The sequence below is a fragment of the Bradyrhizobium erythrophlei genome (assembly GCF_900129425.1).
GTDB classification, from domain to species: Bacteria; Pseudomonadota; Alphaproteobacteria; order Rhizobiales; family Xanthobacteraceae; genus Bradyrhizobium; species Bradyrhizobium erythrophlei_C.
Genome location: NZ_LT670817.1, coordinates 5338030 through 5354661, shown reverse-complemented (window position 1 = coordinate 5354661; position 16632 = coordinate 5338030). Strand labels below are relative to the sequence as shown.

The 16632-nt window shown below is 61.6% G+C and carries 13 protein-coding genes; 7 read left to right on the top strand and 6 right to left on the bottom strand.

All coding sequences use genetic code 11. The features are described from left to right. Positions 1-70: 70 nt before the first annotated feature. A complete protein-coding gene (locus tag B5527_RS25625) occupies positions 71-691 on the bottom strand; it encodes a transglutaminase-like cysteine peptidase (protein ID WP_079604018.1) in 621 nt (206 codons plus the stop codon). A gap of 421 nt (positions 692-1112) precedes the next feature. Between B5527_RS25625 and B5527_RS25620 the strand changes: the two genes are divergently transcribed. Next, positions 1113-1745 carry a hypothetical protein gene (locus tag B5527_RS25620; RefSeq protein ID WP_154072518.1) on the top strand — a complete coding sequence of 211 codons (633 nt, stop codon included), beginning with the start codon at positions 1113-1115 and terminating at the stop codon, positions 1743-1745. 18 nt (positions 1746-1763) lie between these two features. Here B5527_RS25620 and B5527_RS25615 read toward each other — a convergent pair whose 3' ends face one another. Both B5527_RS25615 and B5527_RS25610 read right to left on the bottom strand, forming a co-directional pair. Continuing rightward, entirely contained in the window at positions 1764-2378 is a 615-nt protein-coding gene (locus B5527_RS25615; RefSeq protein ID WP_079604016.1) for a PilZ domain-containing protein, read from the bottom strand. 91 nt (positions 2379-2469) lie between these two features. Next, on the bottom strand, positions 2470-3633 hold the full coding sequence (locus tag B5527_RS25610; protein WP_079604015.1) for a CynX/NimT family MFS transporter: 1164 nt from the start codon (positions 3631-3633) through the stop codon (positions 2470-2472). A gap of 174 nt (positions 3634-3807) precedes the next feature. Here B5527_RS25610 and B5527_RS25605 point away from each other — a divergent pair, with 174 nt between their 5' ends. Further along, complete coding sequence (locus B5527_RS25605; protein ID WP_079604014.1) at positions 3808-4959, top strand: zinc-binding dehydrogenase; 1152 nt, start codon at positions 3808-3810, stop codon at positions 4957-4959. A 1-nt stretch (position 4960) separates the two neighbouring features. Here B5527_RS25605 and B5527_RS25600 read toward each other — a convergent pair whose 3' ends face one another. Both B5527_RS25600 and B5527_RS25595 read right to left on the bottom strand, forming a co-directional pair. Then, positions 4961-5518, bottom strand: coding sequence for a PAS domain-containing protein (locus tag B5527_RS25600; protein ID WP_079604013.1), 558 nt, complete (start codon positions 5516-5518; stop codon positions 4961-4963). A 349-nt stretch (positions 5519-5867) separates the two neighbouring features. After that, complete coding sequence (locus B5527_RS25595) at positions 5868-8492, bottom strand: MMPL family transporter (RefSeq protein WP_079604012.1); 2625 nt, start codon at positions 8490-8492, stop codon at positions 5868-5870. A 482-nt stretch (positions 8493-8974) separates the two neighbouring features. Here B5527_RS25595 and B5527_RS25585 point away from each other — a divergent pair, with 482 nt between their 5' ends. Next, entirely contained in the window at positions 8975-10513 is a 1539-nt protein-coding gene (locus B5527_RS25585; RefSeq protein ID WP_079607493.1) for a Do family serine endopeptidase, read from the top strand. 81 nt (positions 10514-10594) lie between these two features. Here the strand turns inward: B5527_RS25585 and B5527_RS25580 are convergent, their stop codons facing one another. Beyond that, positions 10595-11476, bottom strand: coding sequence for a LysR substrate-binding domain-containing protein (locus B5527_RS25580; RefSeq protein WP_197689212.1), 882 nt, complete (start codon positions 11474-11476; stop codon positions 10595-10597). A gap of 99 nt (positions 11477-11575) precedes the next feature. Here B5527_RS25580 and psrA point away from each other — a divergent pair, with 99 nt between their 5' ends. The 4 genes from psrA to B5527_RS25560 all read left to right on the top strand — a co-directional run bounded on the left by psrA (position 11576) and on the right by B5527_RS25560 (position 16477). Beyond that, positions 11576-12697: an iron-containing alcohol dehydrogenase PsrA gene (gene psrA, locus B5527_RS25575; RefSeq protein WP_079604010.1), complete on the top strand. Its 1122-nt coding sequence runs from the start codon at positions 11576-11578 to the stop codon at positions 12695-12697. Between the two features lie 20 nt (positions 12698-12717). Beyond that, positions 12718-13962, top strand: a complete 1245-nt coding sequence (gene phnA / locus B5527_RS25570) for a phosphonoacetate hydrolase (protein WP_079604009.1) — start codon at positions 12718-12720, stop codon at positions 13960-13962. 29 nt (positions 13963-13991) lie between these two features. Beyond that, positions 13992-15440: a phosphonoacetaldehyde dehydrogenase gene (gene phnY / locus B5527_RS25565; RefSeq protein ID WP_079604008.1), complete on the top strand. Its 1449-nt coding sequence runs from the start codon at positions 13992-13994 to the stop codon at positions 15438-15440. 263 nt (positions 15441-15703) lie between these two features. Next, positions 15704-16477: a rhomboid family intramembrane serine protease gene (locus tag B5527_RS25560; RefSeq protein ID WP_079604007.1), complete on the top strand. Its 774-nt coding sequence runs from the start codon at positions 15704-15706 to the stop codon at positions 16475-16477. The last annotated feature ends 155 nt before the right edge of the window (positions 16478-16632 follow it).

The following is a 16632-nucleotide window of genomic DNA, read 5'->3' as shown; positions in this document are numbered from 1 at the left end:
CGCGCGATCCGGTCTGGGACGGGGAGGGGTGGGGATGTGACCGGGTCGCGTGTCCTGTTGTCTCTATGCCTTAGTGGGCGCTGGCTGTGGCGACCGCCGGGCGGCTATCGCCGAGCGAGACCCATACATTCGGATCGCTCTGCGATTGACGCTTGACGAAGCGGTAGCCGGTCTCGGTCCAGGCCACGACGTTCTCATTCTGGTTGTCGAGAATGAACTCGCCCTTGTCGGTTTTTACCGTCAGCACCGCGTGGCCTTCGCCCTTCTTGTCACGCACCACCGTGATCAGCAGCGCCTCGCGCGGCCAACCGGCGTCGATCAGCATCTTGCGCTTCAACAGCACGTAGTCCTCGCAGTCGCCGTAGCCGTCCGTCGGCAACGACCATTTCTCGATCACGCCCCAATGATCCATATCGGTCATCGGCTTGACGTTTTCGTTGACCCAGTGGTTAACCCGCAGCAGATCCCGCCACGCCGTCTGCGACATTACGATATCGCGGGGCTGTGACGCGCCGCCGCCGCACTCGCCGGGACTGTCGGCACAGAACTCAACCCAGCCGATCGGCGCGCGCGTGGTGTCGCCAAGGCTCGCATACAAACTTCGCTCGTCGCCGGCGTGCGCCGGCACACTCAACCCCAGCAGGATGACGGCAATCGCCAATCCCTTCCCCTGTCCCCTGAACCCAAACATTGTGGCCCCCGTTTCTTGTTGGGACCATGTTTGGCACAAAGGCTTTGCGCTGCGGCTAAGTGCGCCAAGTAGATTTGAGCCTAATACAAGTAAAGATCGCGGATAACTCGACCTATACTTGACTAAAATTAGCTTATAATTTTAAACAACTGCCATTGATTCAAATTTTACGAATTAAGATCTCGCGGGCCGCCGATACAGCGGTTGCGACGACAAAAGCGTGCCGTGTTAACCTGCGAGGTGCCGACGCCAAAGCTGCCAAGGCTGCCTCCGCCAAATGGATGGCGCCTTCGGCTCCCGGGAAATCCGGGGAATCATGCGACGCGGCGCTTTACCGTGCGGTAACGCTGTTTCGGTGATGTCAGGAGAACTTGGCAAGCGCGATGTCCGCGCATCGATGCCGAACGATAGCGAGGTGGTCATGAAATCTGTTTTCCGGAGCTTTCCGACAATCCTGTGCCTCACGGTCGGCGCGCCGGCGCTGGCTCAGACTCCCGCCCGGATCAATCCCACCGATCCTCAACCGACTTGCACCATGTGTCCCGGGACCTACATTCCGGCCTCCGAACTCGAAGGCTATGCCAGGAAAGCGCTCGCGGAGAAGCTGCTCGACCAGCAGGTGCGGGATATCGACATCGGCAAGGCGCAGATCGGAATCGGCATGGTCCATCGCGGCAGACTGGACAAGCCCAACCCGGATTCGGTCGCCGAACATGACCAGATCAGCGAAGTCTACCATGTGCTGTCGGGCGCGGCCACGCTGGTGCTGGGCCCCGATATCGTCAACCGGCAGCGGCGCCCGGCGACGATGCGCACGGTGGTCGAATTCAACGGCCCCGGAAATAACGGTTCCAAGGTTCGCGATGGTATCGCTTATGAGATCAAGGCCGGTGACGTCGTGGTGATTCCGGCCGGTACCGGGCACTGGTTCACCCGGATCGAGGATCACATCGACTATCTCATGGTGCGGATCGACCCTGACAAAGTGACGCCGCTCAAAAGCGAGGCGCAATCGCAGGAATATTTGTCGAAGCCGGCGCGCCGCGGCGAATGAAGTACAGGGTGGTGCGCTTTACCTTGCGGTAACGGCTTCTTCGACGGTTTCCGCCAACTGCTCGTGGACGAACTCGAGCGCAAAACCTTCTTCGAGGTTTCGAACCACCCGGGACTGGACCTTGCCGAGCAGGACCAGCGATTTCAGGGGCGGGCGGTTTTCCGCGGCGATGGCGGCACCGGACATCGACATGTCGATGATCCGGCAGGTCATCTGGCTGCCGTCTTCGAGCGTAAGCAGCGAGATCGGATTGCGCGGCACGATACGGTCGTGGCGACGGTCTTCCGGCAGGTTGAGAATGTCGCGGTTGGCGAGCCAGGTCAGTTGCGCCGCGAGCTTGTCACGTTTGCGCGCGGTCGCGCCGACGGTCATGGCAAAACCGTTGTCGATGATGCGGGTGATCTTGCCCTCGACCCGGCCGATATGGTCGAGATAGGCGATCACGCGGTCGCCGACATTGCCAATTCCGGGCGCGAGCAAGGCTAGTCCCCCAGGGGACATATTGACGATCTGGCAGGGAAACTCGCGCCGGTCCGGCAGCATGTAGCGGCCGAGCAGGTGAACCCTCACCCGCTGAAAACGTCGGCGCTCTTCGGCGGCCGGAAGGAGTGATTTTTTGCTCGCCAACGCCATTTCGCCACCCGACGACCGGTTTTTCGGTGTCGCCTGACCCTACGGCCGACAGGGTTAATGAGGGGTTAGCGGGGGTTGCATGACGAGCTGATTACGCCATTTTCAGTCTCGCCGCCGGAATCCGATTAAATCCCCAGAGCAGCACCGGACACGCCAGAATCATCGCAGCCCCGAAATCGAATGCCGCCGAAGCACTGCCGGCCCATTTGGCGCAGGCGCCGCCGACGACAGGACCTAACATCATGGTGGCATAATACAGGGTGTAGAATACGCCCATGCCGAGCGCACGCGTCGCCGGCTGCAGCACGCGCGCGGGCAGGCTCATGATCGGCCCGGCGCCCTGGCCGCTGATCAGCCCGAGCGCCGTGATCGTTAAAATCACCGCGCCACTGCGCGGCAGCGCCACCATCAGTATCGCGAACAGGATGCAGCCGATGACCAGAACCAATTCAGGTCGTCCGGAGCGATCCGCCACAAATCCGCCGGCGGGAACGGAGATCACCGCCAGCCACAACACGATGCTGACCGCCGATCCTGCCGCCGTAATCGACCAGCCGCGTTCGACCAGCATCGCAGGCCCGAAGCTGAAGATCACCGCGAAGCCGACATTGTAGAGGCCCCAGATCAAACCCGCCACGATCACGGCGCCCAAGGCGTTGCGGTCGAGGCGCCCGGAGGTCGCAGCCATCGTCGCCGCATTCCCCGGAGGCTGATAGGCCGCAGCCAGCAGAACGAACGCTGCGCCAATCAGTGCGGCCACCGCGAGATAGACCGCGCCGACGCCATAGGCGGTGCCGATCAGGGGCAGCGTCAGCAGCCCGAGCGCGACGCCGGCTGGCCAGGAATTGACGAAAATCGCCATTGCGGTTGCGATTTCCTTGCCGGCAAACCAGTCGGCCACCATTTTTGTCATCACAACATTGAGCAGCACGCCGCCGGCGCCGGCGACCAACCGTCCTGCGATCTGGCCGCTCCAGGAAGCAGAAAGCGCCATCACGAGGCCGCCGATCAGCATCAGCAGCAGGGCGCCGAGTACGGTGTTCTTGTCGCCGAATCTTTGCCCGATGGCGCCGCCCGGCACCGCCAGTGCAATGCCAGGGGTGAAATACAGGCCGATCAGGATCCCGATGTCGGCCAATCCAACGCTGAACTCTTGGCCGAGCAGCGGCGCAACCGCTGCGACGCTTTGAAACTGGAAGGCCATGGTGAGGCGAACCACGAACAGGACGGCAAGAATAAACCAGCGATTGCGCAACGCCTCACCCCCTCTTGAAGTTGGCGTGCAGCCTGATGCGCTGCGATGCGGCTGTCAATCGCACGGCAAGTCCGATCGTACCGGCCGTGCATTGGCATCGCCGCCGGGTTCACATAGGCTTGCTTCGCCCACGCCACTCAAATCAACAATAGCCGAAGGGCCGGAGGAAACTTCATGGAACAGATTCGCGTATGCACCTATGACGGTCCCGGTGCGCAGCCGGTCATTCGCGCGGTGCCGTGGCCGAAAATTCCGAAAAAGGCGGCGCTGATAAAAGTCGGCGCGTGCGGTGTCTGCGGCACTGATCTGCATATCCTGAAAGGCCACTGGCCGAAGCAACTGCCGTGGCCGTTCACGCTCGGCCACGAGATCGGCGGCGTGCTGGTCGAGGTCGGCGCGGAATTTTCGGAAGATTTCATGAGCAAGCCGCTTAAAGTGGGATCGAAGGTAATGATCCCGCCGCTGATGCCGTGCGGGCATTGCTACTACTGCATCCACTATCCCGAAAGCGCCAACAAATGCCTGACGCCAGTGTATTACGGCCGCTATCTCGGCTTCGACAAGGCGCCGCATCTGTGGGGCGGGTGGGCCGAATATGTCTATGTCGATCTCGACATGCTGCCGGGCACCAAGATCTACAAGCTGCCCGACGACATGCCGCTACGGCTCGGCGCCTTGTCGGAACCTTTGACCTCCTGCATCCGCGCCTTCAATCGCGCCGCCCGATCGGGCGGATTCAAATGGGGCGACACCGTCGTGATCCAGGGCTCCGGCCCGATCGGGATTTTGGCGGTGGCTGCTGCACAGGAGATGGGCGCGGGCCGCGTGATCTGCGTCGGCGCGCCGGAGAACCCGCGGCTCAAGCTGGCGCGCAAGTTCGGCGCGGAAGCGACCGTCGATATCGAGCAGATCACGACGCCGGAAGCGCGCATCAGAGCCGTGCGCGACATCGTCGGCGGTTTTGGCGCCGACCTGGTGATGGATTGCTCGGGCCATCCGAGCGCCGGCCCCGAGGGCATCGAAATGCTGCGTGACGGCGGCACCTATGTCGAGATGGGGCAGTTCACCGATGCCGGTTCGATTGAGACGTCATGGCATCGCATCTGCACCAAGGATCTCAACGTGCTGGGATCGTGGGGCTTCACCGGCAACGATCTGCCGCTCGGCGTCGATATGCTTTATCGCACGCGCGCCAAATATCCCTGGCTCGAGATGCAGACGCTGTATCCGTTTTCCGAGGAAGGCATCGGCCGCGCGGTAGCGGATGCGATGGCGATGAAGACGGTGAAATCGACCATCGTGCCGTGGCCGGAACTGGCGGAATGATTTAGCGCAGTCCTTCATAGACCATGAGGCCGCGGGCGACCGCCAGTTTGCGCAAGGCGCGGGGCACGAAACGTTGCGGAGGATGGGCGAGATAGCGCCACGATGTCAGTTTGAAATCTGAAAGCAGGCCACGGTTGCTTTCGAACGGGGCCAGCAGTCCGGTCAGACTGATCGGAGTGTGGGCGCGGGTGTTGAACGGCAGCAGCAATAATTCCAGATGCACCGGCGCGCCATGTTGCGACGTCGCGGTAATACCGGCGACAGCGGCCAATGTCTCTTCGGCGACCACGGCGACGATCTCCTCGATCTCGCGGCGGCCGTCGGGTGCGAACAGCGCGGAAAAGCTTTGATCTTTCAGGTCGCAGCCGAGCAGGGCGCAGACCCGCGTTCCGGCGACCCGAAACGGATAGCCGGCGGCCGCGTCATAGGACAGCACGAAGATATCGCCGAGCAGTTCGCGCACCGCGCCGGGCTCGATCTCGCTACGGTCCGGCGCTCGCGCGCCGCCACGCTTCTCGTCCCAATATGCGAAAAACTCACGGTTTGACGGATGTTTCATTGCCGGCCTTTGCCCCGGGGCGCGGGTCGGCGGGACACCTCTGTCCCGCTTTCGCGCACGCCCGCTTCCCTGGTTGTTTTGCAAGACTGGCTTTGCAGCGTCCATGCCGGAGGGGCTGCCGGCGACGGGTTTGCGCCGTTAACGTTAAATTAACTATGCGGTTGGGGATCGGCGCGGGCCTGCTAAGGTCCTGTTCTCGCCGGTTTTCTCCAAGGGCCGGCGAGGCAGTTACACAGGGTAAGGTCAGACAGTTTGGTCGTCGCGCGGGGAGGGGTGGGGATGTCGCCCGGTTTGCCTCGCGCGTAAGGTCAGCACGGATGAGGGAGGGTTTCTCAGGCCCTCCCTTTTTCTATTCCGCGGCTTCGCGCAAATCCTTTGGTGGCTCCCGATGGACTGTCAGCTGCCGCGGCTGCCCCATCAGGACCGGCTGGAACAGCACGGCGGCAAACATCGTGCACAGCAGCGAGAGCGCCATCAGCTTGCCCATGCTCGACATGCCCGGATACTTCGAGGCCCACATGCTCCCGAACGCGACCGCCGTGGTCATGGCGCTGAATACGACCGCCCGGGTCAGCGTCGATTGCAGCAGGCCGGTTTTTCCAGCGCGCCACGCCATGATGTAATAGATCTTGAACGCGACGCCGACGCCGAGAAGCAGTGGCAGGGCGATGATGTTTGCAAAATTGAGGGTGAGGCCGGCCAGCACGCTGATCTGAAGCGTGAGGGCGCCGGCGAGCAGGAGAGGGACGAGCGTCAGCAGCACGTCCGTCAGACGCCGCAACGCGATAAGCAGCAGAATGGCGATTGCGGCGAGAGCCAGGACGCCCGCTTCGACAAAGGCCGACGTGACCGTTTTCGCGGCTTCGTAGTAACTGATCGCCGCTCCGGTGGCCGACGGCTCGGCACGCAGCACCGCGGTCGCGAATGTTCGCAGCACGTCTGTGTTGTTCGGATCGCCCTTCGGCAAAGCCTGGACGCGGGCTCTGCCGTCGGGCAATAACCAATCGCGGACGAGGTTCGGCGGCAGCGTCTTGATCGTAACCGGTTCGGGGGCGAGGCTCTTGCGAAGCTGGTTGAGATCAAAAACCAGCGGTGGCACGATTGCGGCTTGCGCCCTGGCCCTGACACCAGCGTCCGCCGCGGCAAGACGCTTCAGCAAATCGGCGACGTGGCGGGCCGAGTCTGCCACCTCGCCGGTTGCATTGCCTGCGGCCTTGGAAAGGTCGTCAGCTGCGGCTTGAATCGCGCTGATATTATCTTGATCGCTCGGTGCGGGATCCACGTCCTGAGGATTGAGGGTGGCGTCAAGGAGCTGCGACGCGCCCTTCAAGGCCGCGATCTTCTGGTCCTGATCGGCGGGAATGAAGCTGTTTAGCGTCAAGGTGCGTGAGACTTCGGGCAGTGCAGCGAGGCGTTTAGCGATGGCGTCGGCCCGTTCGAGCGACGGCGCCAATATTTCGGCGTCGTTGCCGCTGGTCTCCGGATCACTCTGCAGTTCGCGATAAATCACCACGGACGGCGAGTCCGGACTTTGCAGGTCGACCGGGTTGAAGTCGAAACGTAAATGGAACAACAGCGGCGTCCCCGCCAGAACGACGAGAAGCGTGCCGGCGATCACGGCAATGCGATGCTGTTGAAGGAAATGGTCCAGCGGCGCAAGTCTGCGAAAGCCGACCGCGGCGGGTTCGCCCGCAGGATTGAGCAACGCCAGCATCGCCGGTACGAACGTGATGCTGCAGAGGAAGGCGACCAGCATGCCGCAACCGGCAATGAGCCCGAGCTCCGAAAGGCCGCGATAGCTGGTGGGCAGAAACGCAAAAAATCCCACGGCGGTGGCCGCGGCGGCCAGGGCGAGCGGATCGCCCACCTTGCAGGCGGCCCATCGCAGGGCCTCTCGCAAGTCATGATGTTCATGCCGCTCGGTACGATAGCGCACGCCGAATTGAATGCCGAAGTCGACCCCGAGACCCACAAACAGCACAAAGAATGCGATCGAGATCAGATTGAATGAGCCGACCATGGCGAGGCCGATCGCGGCCGTCATCGCAAGCCCAACCATCAGGCTGAAAAAGACCGCGGCGATGATTTTCCAGGAGTGCAGCGCCAGCCACAAGATGATTAGCACGCCGAACACCGCCGTCAGGGTGTCGCGCAAGGCGCTGGTTTGGATCACCGAAAACTGGTCGTCATTCATCGGCACCTGACCGGTCAGACCGATCGTCGCGCCGAATTTATTTTGCAAATCTAAATCGGCCGCCGCCTGACGTATCCCTTGTTCCGCCCTGAGTCCCGGCTGCAGCTGGGCAAAATCGAGCACGGGCTGAACTTCGATGAAGTGCCGTAGCTGGTTGGCCGGCAGTGGGTGGCCTTGCAGCAGCTGCTGCCAGGAAAATGCTGCCGGTTTTCCGGACAGGACGTCACTCAGTGTGCGATCGGCCAGGGAGAGGGGCCAGGCAAGCTGGTCCAGCTTGATCTTGTGTGCCTCGACGCCCTCGGCTCCCATCGAGAGCGCTGACATGGCGCCGCGGAGGCTCGGATCGCCAGCGAGCGTCGAGAGGAGAGGCTCGGCCGCCGCCAATCCATCTGCTGCCTTTTTGACATCGGTCGGAGACTCGAACAACAACCCGTTGCGCTCGAAGAAATCGCCGCTCTCGGGTTGTCCGACCGTCGGAAACAGCTCCGGTTTCTTTGCGAGGCTCTGCGCCAGTTGGTTGGTTGCCAATTCCGCATTTTCCGCGGTCGGAGCCTTGACGACGACTGCAATGCCCTTTTGCGGAAACGCCTTCGACAATTCCAGTTGACGCCGATGCCAGGGGATATTTTCAGAAATCAATCCCTCTACATCCGTATTGATGGAGAATTTGGCGGCAGCGAAGGTGCCGGCGCCGATTGTCAGGAGTATGCCGACAATAACGACCGTCCAACGGTGGCGGGCGCAAAAGCAGACCAGTCGGACAATCGCTGGATTGATCATGGCAAGCGCAGCCTTGGCCCGCTCGCAAAATCGCGAAGCGGTGCAACAACGCGTTGGCCGGCAAAATCGTTCAACTTCCTGGTCACAATTCCTTGAACGGCAACAAGGGCCTGTCTCAAGACAGTTTTCGACGAGCAGCCCCAAGTAAAAACGCAAGGCAGCGAAATGTTTCGCCATGGCGGTCTCGGCGGGGTAATTAATTTTCATCAGGTCCCGCAACGACCGCTCACGAACTTTTTACCCGATGGACTGGACGGCCCGGCGGAAAGTTTTCTTCGCGGCCTTGCCGGCCGTGTCCGTGGGACTGCAACGAATTCGCCGGTCGATGGCATCGTCGGGCTCATCTTGAATGTTCGACAGCCACGCGCGCGGTTCGCCGTCCTCGTTCTTTCGAAAGATTAATCCGACGAACAGGATCTCGTAATGTGTGCTCTCCATGTTTGAGGCACGGATTTCCCTCACTCAATTTGGAGATGTTGATCATGGATGATCAATCGAACACCTCACATCGCGCGCCACGAAAATTCCTCGAGCCGCGCCGCCTCGCGTTGCTGGCTTCGGTTGCTGGCCTCAGCATGGCCGTCCTCGTAATAGGGCCGGGCGCTTACCGGCCTCTCAACCTGCCGGCATGGACCGCGTCGGCACAGGCGGCCGAAACGGCTCAAACTCCTCAGGGCTTCGGCGACCTCGTCGCGAAGGTCAAACCGGCGGTCATATCGGTCCGTGTCAAAATCGATGACGATGGCCAGAATACAGCAGTTTCCGAGCGCGACAGCCAGGGGTCCGATCCAGATCAATCCGGCTCGCCGTTCGACCAGTTTTCACGACAATTCGGCTTCGGCGTCCCGAACGGCATGCCGCATCGCCATCAGATTATCACCGGCGAAGGGTCAGGCTTCTTCATCTCGCCGGATGGCTACGCCGTGACCAATTATCATGTGGTCGATCACGCCGAGTCTGTGCAGGTCACCGCCGACGACGGCACGATCTACACCGCCAAGGTCGTCGGCACCGACCCGAAGACCGATCTGGCGCTGATCAAGGTCGATGGCAAGAAAGACTTCTCTTACGTCAAATTCGCAGACCAGCCGCCGCGCATCGGTGACTGGGTGGTCGCCGTCGGCAATCCCTTTGGTCTTGGCGGCACCGTCACGGCCGGAATCGTTTCCGCGCGCGGCCGCGATATCGGCGACGGACCGTACGACGACTACGTCCAGATTGACGCGCCCATCAACAAGGGTAATTCCGGCGGTCCGGCTTTCGACATGAACGGCAATGTGATCGGCGTCAACACCGCGATCTTCTCGCCGTCGGGCGGCTCGGTCGGTATCGGCTTCGACATTCCTGCCGCCACGGCGAAACTCGTCGTCGCTCAGCTCAAGGACAAGGGCTACATCACGCGCGGCTGGCTCGGCGTTCAGGTGCAGCCGGTCACGGCCGACATCGCCGACAGCCTCGGCATGAAGCAGGCCAGAGGCGCGATGGTGGACAATCCGCAGGATGGCAGCCCGGCGGCCAAGGCCGGGATCGAGGCGGGTGACGTCATCACATCCGTCAACGGTACGGCCGTAAAGGACTCGCGCGATCTGGCCCGCACCATCAGCATGATGGCGCCGGGAACTCAGGTGAAGCTCGACGTTCTGCACAAGGGAGAAGCCAAGCCGGTAACGCTGACGCTCGGCGAAATGCCGAATGACCATCAGGCGAATGCTGGCGAGACGCAGCAGAAGTCCTCGGCAGGCACCCATTTGGGCCTCAGCCTTGCGCCCGCGGGCGATGTCGAAGGCGCAGGCCAGAAGGGTGTCGTGGTGACGTCAGTCGATCCGGAAGGTCCGGCCGCGGATCACGGCTTTCAGACCGGGGACGTCATCCTCAATATCGGCGGCAAAGCGGTCGCCAACGTCGACGACGTGCGCTCGGCGCTGACGGAGGCCAATGCTGCGGGCAAGCATAGCGTTCTGATGCAAGTGAAGACCGCGGATGCGACGAGGTTCGTCGCGATGCCGCTGGCGAAGGGCTGACCTTCGCCGCCAAAAAGGGAGGCGGTCGCGCCCGCTCGTTCAATTCATCTCATCGGATTGTTCGAGCGGGAGTGCCGTCCCTCATTGGCATGGCGTTTCAGCAATTCCATCACTCCGCCGAGAAATGCTCCAATTAGTCGCTCGCCTTTTCTCTCTTCGAGACAGACAACGTGCGCGTAATTGAATACATCGACATCCGCGAACGGCAACATGCGTAAGGCGCGGATCCGGGATGAACTCGGCGGTGGACACGGTACCGATGCCGATGCCGCGTGCGACGGCTTCGCGGACCGCTTCGCGGCTTCCGATTTCCATCATGACCTTCGGCTTGACCTGGGTCTTCTGCAACATTTCCTCGATCGCTCGCCGCGTATTCGAGCCGCGTTCGCGCATGACCATGAGTTGTCCCGAGAGATCGCGCGCCCTGATCGATCGCCGGCCCTTTGCCAGCGGATGGTCTTTGTGAGCGAAGGCGGCGATCTTGTCCTTGCTGTACTGCCAGGCCAATAATTTTGGATCGTTGTCGACATAAGCGAGCACGGCGATATCGGTGCGGAATTCCATCAGACTGCGTACGGTCTCGCGCGAGTTGCCGATCGAGACGGACACCTCGATTCCCGGATAACGCTCGTTGAAGGCGACCAGCATCTCGGTGACGTGGAACGGTCCGACTGCTCCGACGCGCAGATGTCCGGTGCGCAGTTCCTTGCTCTCCCTCAAATACAGCTCGGCTTCCTTCTCCTGAGCGAACAGCCGGTTGGTGATCTGCAGAAGGTCCCGTCCAGTATCGGTCAGTTCGAGGCCGGTGCTTCGTCTCAGGAACAATTCGACCTGGTAGTCGGCTTCCATCGCTCGCACTTGCGTCGTCAGCGTCGGCTGACTGACGTGGAGCTGCGCTGCGGCCTTGGTAAAACTGCCTGCCATGGCAACGGCATGGAACGAGCGAAGCTGGGTATACCTCATAGATTTTTTATATAGGACCCCCCTTGGAAAATGAATTGGAAAAATGACCCCACCCCGCCGAGTGTTTCCGTTAAGAAGAACTCAGGGAGTAGTATCCAAATGGGCAACCAAGCGGACCGCGCGTGGTCTTACAGCAACCCGGTGCAAGTCGTTTTCGGCGAAAACGCGTTCGCATCGTTGACCGACAAGATCGCAGGGCGGCCTTATTGCCTGGTGACTTACAGCGACGCTGCTATCTTTGCCCAACTCGAAGAGAGCCTGGCCAAGACCGCGGGACCTGCTGCCGTCGTGATTCGAAACGTCGAGCCCAATCCAAGCTACCCTGCGTTGGACGCCGCATGTCGGCTATTCGGCGAGGCGCCGGTATCTCCGGCTGTCATCGTCGCCCTGGGAGGCGGCTCGGTGATGGACACGGCCAAGGTTCTGGCCACGGCCGGCGACGACTTTTCCCGCGTGCAGGATTATGTCGAGGGCCGTCGCGGCTTCGACGTCTTGCGGCACCTGCCGATCATTGCCGTGCCCACGACGGCCGGCACCGGCAGCGAAGTGACTTCCTGGGCGACGGTTTGGGACACCGAAAACAAGAAGAAATATTCGTTGGCGCGGCCGAACCTCTACCCCGAATCCGCCATCATCGATCCACGGCTCATGCTCGGCGTGCCCAGGGGATTGACCGTCAGCACCGGCCTGGACGCGCTTTCGCACGCGCTGGAAAGCATCTGGAACGTCAACTCCAATCCGGTGTCCACAAACCACGCAGTATTCGCCGCCCGCGAGGTTATCGAATGTCTGCCGCGGCTGTCGCGGGATCTCGACAACGTCGTGCTGCGGTCGCGCATGGCGCGAGCCAGCCTGTTTGCCGGGCTGGCGTTTTCCAACACCAAGACCGCACTGGCCCATTCGCTCTCATATCATCTGACCCTGCATCACGGCATCGTTCATGGTATCGCCTGTTCCTTCAGTCTGCCCGCAGTGATGCGCAGCGTGATCGGCCGGAGCGCGGACTGCGATGCCGCGCTGTCGCGGATCTTCGGCTCCGACCTTGAAGCGAGCGTCGACCGGTTGGCTGCCACGTTGACGCAACTCGGCGTTTCGACGCGAGCCACCGATTACGGCCTCGCCCATGAGGAGTGGCTGAACGTCATCGACGAAGCTTTGCTGGGCGAGCGCGGTCGGAATTTCATCGGGACGCGCGACGCCGTCGTCGCCGCCGTAGCCTGAGTGGTCCAAAGGAAAAAGTAATGGAATCTTCTGGAAGAACAATCGTCGTCAACGGCCGCAACTATCGCGCGCCGACCCGTCCCACGGTCGTGATTTGCCTCGACGGTTCGGAGCCCGGGTATATCGAGGAAGCCATCAAGGCCGGCGTCGCGCCGACATTCGCGCGATTTATGAAAGACGGCGCGCATGTCCACGCCGACAGCGTGATCCCGAGCTTCACCAATCCGAACAACCTCTCGATCATCACCGGCCGGCCGCCCTCGGTGCATGGCATCGCCGGAAATTATTTTTACGACGCGGCCAACGATCGCGAAGTGATGATGAACGATCCGCAGTTTCTTCGCTCCCCGACCATTTTGGCCGGCATGTACGAGGCTGGATTCAAGGTTGCGGCGGTCACGGCCAAGGACAAGCTGCGTTCGCTACTGGCGCACGGGCTCGACTACTCCGACGGCCGCGCCATCGCATTCTCGTCGGAAAAAGCCGACCAGGCCACGAAGCAGGCCAACGGAATCGACGATCTTCTCAACTTTGTCGGACTGCCGCTTCCCGAAGTCTACTCCGCCGGCTTGTCGGAATTCGTGTTCGCCGCCGGCGTCAGGTTGGTGCAGCGCCATCGCCCCGATCTGATGTATCTCTCGACCACGGATTACATCCAGCACAAGGTCGGTCCCGGCAACAAGATCGCCAACGACTTCTACGCCATGATCGATCGCTATCTGGCGGAACTCGATGCGCTGGGCTGCAACGTGGTTGCGACCGCGGACCACGGCATGAACGACAAGTACACGGGCGACGGCAAGCCCGACGTGCTTTACCTGCAGGATCTGTTCGATCAATGGGTCGGCGCGGGGCAGGCACGGGTCATCCTGCCGATTACCGATCCCTACGTTGCCCATCACGGATCGCTGGGCTCATTCGCGACGATCTACACGCCGGCCGGGCATAACGCCGGCGAAATGATCAAGAGGCTCCAGGACATCGCGGGCGTTGAGCTGGCTCTGACCCGCAACGCAGCCTGCAATCGCTTCGAGCTGCCGACCGACCGCGTTGGCGACATCGTCGTGATCTCCGCCAGGCACAAAGTGCTGGGCACCAGCCGCGCCCGCCACGACTTGTCCGGCCTGACCGAGCCGCTCAGATCGCACGGTGGGCTCACCGAGCAACGGGTGCCGCTCATTGCAAACCGCAAGATCGTTGTTCCGTCCGGGCACGTGCTGAGAAACTTCGACGTCTTCGACGTCGCTCTCAATCGTATCCAGTAGTCGAAGCGACGTCCGAACAGGAGAGTTCAATGAATATTCAAACACCAGCCGTCCGTCATGAGCAAATGCGGATCGCAGGCGTGCGTGTCGATACCGACGAGCGGGTCGAAGTCTATAACCCCTACACCAACAAGGTCGTCGGAACCGTTCCCGCCGCACGACCCGAGCATGTGCGGAATGCCTTCGCCAAAGCCAAGGCTTTCAAATCCAAGCTCACGCGCTATGAACGCCAGCAAATACTGCTGCGAACCGCAGAGATTCTTGCGGCGCGCAAGGAAGATTTCGCAAGGCTGATTACCGCGGAATCAGGGTTGTGCTGGAAGGATTCACTTTACGAGGCCGGCCGCGCCTACGACGTCTATTCCTTCGCGGGCCAATTGACCATCAAGGACGACAGCGAAGTCTTTTCTTGCGACATCAGTCCTCAGGGAAAAGCACGCAAGATCTTCACGATGCGCACGCCGCTGCTTGGGACGATTTCCGCAATTACCCCGTTCAATCATCCCCTCAACATGGTCAGCCACAAGATTGCACCCGCGATCGCCACCAACAACCGCATCGTGTTGAAGCCGACCGAACTCACGCCATTGACTGCGCTGGCCCTAGCCGACGTGCTCTACGAGGCCGGTCTGCCGCCGGAGATGCTGTCGGTCGTGACCGGAAATCCCGGTTCCATGGGGGATGCCATGATCACCGATCCCGATGCGGATCTGATTACCTTCACGGGTTCGGTCAGGGTGGGCAAGCACATCGCTGCAAACGCCGGATACAAGCGCCTGGTTCTCGAACTCGGCGGCAACGATCCGCTGATCGTCATGGAGGACGCCGACCTGGAAAAGGCAGCGGAGCTGGCGGTGCTGGGTGCCACCAAGAATTCCGGCCAGCGTTGCACGGCCGTCAAGCGCATCCTGTGCGTGGAAGCGGTTGCCGGCGAATTTGCCGATCTCGTGCTCGAACGTGCGAAAAAGCTGAAATGCGGAGATCCGATGGACCCCGCGATGGATGTCGGAACCGTCATTCAAGAACGTGCCGCAAAGGAGTTCGAACGCCGAGTCGAGGATGCCGTCCACCACGGGGCCCGGCTGCTTCACGGCAACGATCGCAAGGGCGCGCTGTATCCTCCGACCGTGGTCGATCATGTTCCCTATACCTGCGAACTGGTGATGGAAGAAACCTTCGGCCCGGTGATCCCGATCATCAGGGTGCCGAACGATATCGAGAGCGTCATCAGGATTTCCAACGCCACCGCATTTGGCTTGTCCTCCGGCGTCTGCACCAACCGCCTCGATTACATCACCCGTTTTGTCAACGAACTGGACGTAGGCACGGTGAACGTTTGGGAAGTTCCGGGATATCGCATCGAGATGTCGCCGTTCGGCGGCATCAAGGATTCCGGGCTTGGCTACAAGGAGGGCGTGCAGGAGGCGATCAAGAGTTTCACGAACGTAAAAACCTATTCGCTGCCCTGGCCCGGCTAGGCCGCACGGCGTCCGTCATCACGGCCGGCCCTGTGACCGGCCGCACCGCCGCCCGGCGCATTGTCTCGGCGCCGACTGGAGCAAGGTGGGGCGCCGGTGCAATCGATCCTCGCTGGATCAGCATCGCGCTTCCGAGCGCAGTGTATCAGGGCCCAGGCGCATTGTTCGACATCCAATGGCGATCCAGCGCTTGCGCTGCAGCGCCAAGCCGCCTAATTGGGCGCAATCGGTCGCGTGAGCCGCCCGCCTTAGGTCTTGAGCCCTTGGAATCCCAGCCAGAATCCCCGCCGGCATTGCCGCAGGACACCCCGCGCGAGCCGATCCTGACGCTGCCCGGCGCGCTGACCGCCTATGTCCTGCTGCTGGCGGTCATTCACCTGCGCGTGCTGCTGCCGCCGGAACTGGAAAACTGGACCATCGACGTGTTCGGCTTCATTCCGAAGCGCTACGATTCGACGCTGCTGGCGATACCTTTTCCCGGGGGCGCCGGCGCCAAGGTCTGGACCTTCGTGACCTATTCGCTGCTGCACGCCAATCTCAGCCATATCGGGTTCAACGTGCTTTGGCTGTTGCCGTTCGGCAGCGCGCTGGCGCGCCGGTTTGGCGCGGTCAGGTTTTTCACGTTCATGGCAGTGACGGCCGCGGCCGGCGCGCTGGCGCATCTCGTTACCCACGAGCACGCGGTGGCGCCGATGATCGGCGCCTCGGCGTCGGTGTCCGGCACCATGGCGGCCGCAATCCGCTTTGCCTTCGTGCAGGGCAGCTTCCTGTCGTTCAGCCGCGGCGACGCCGATGCCGCGGCGCGGGTGCCGGCGCTGTCGCTGATGCACGCGTTACGGAACCCGCGCGTGCTGGGTTTCCTTGCGGTCTGGTTCGGCGTCAACATCATCTTCGGCGTCGGATCGATCGCGATCGGCGCCGACGGCGCCAGTGTCGCCTGGCAGGCGCATATCGGCGGATTTCTTGCCGGGCTGATGTTGTTTTCGCTGTTCGATCCGGTGCCGCGCCTCACCGCCGATGTTGCAGATGCGTCGTGATCTGACGCGTCGCACCGTGGCTGATCGTCGCTTGCGGCGCACCGCAATTTAATCCATCATCGTCGACCTGTGAGGCAAGGGCGTAAGCCCGCGAACGGGCTTAAACCTGTGCTTGCCCGATGCGCCTGCAACGAAATCGGCGCTGAACTGTTGAT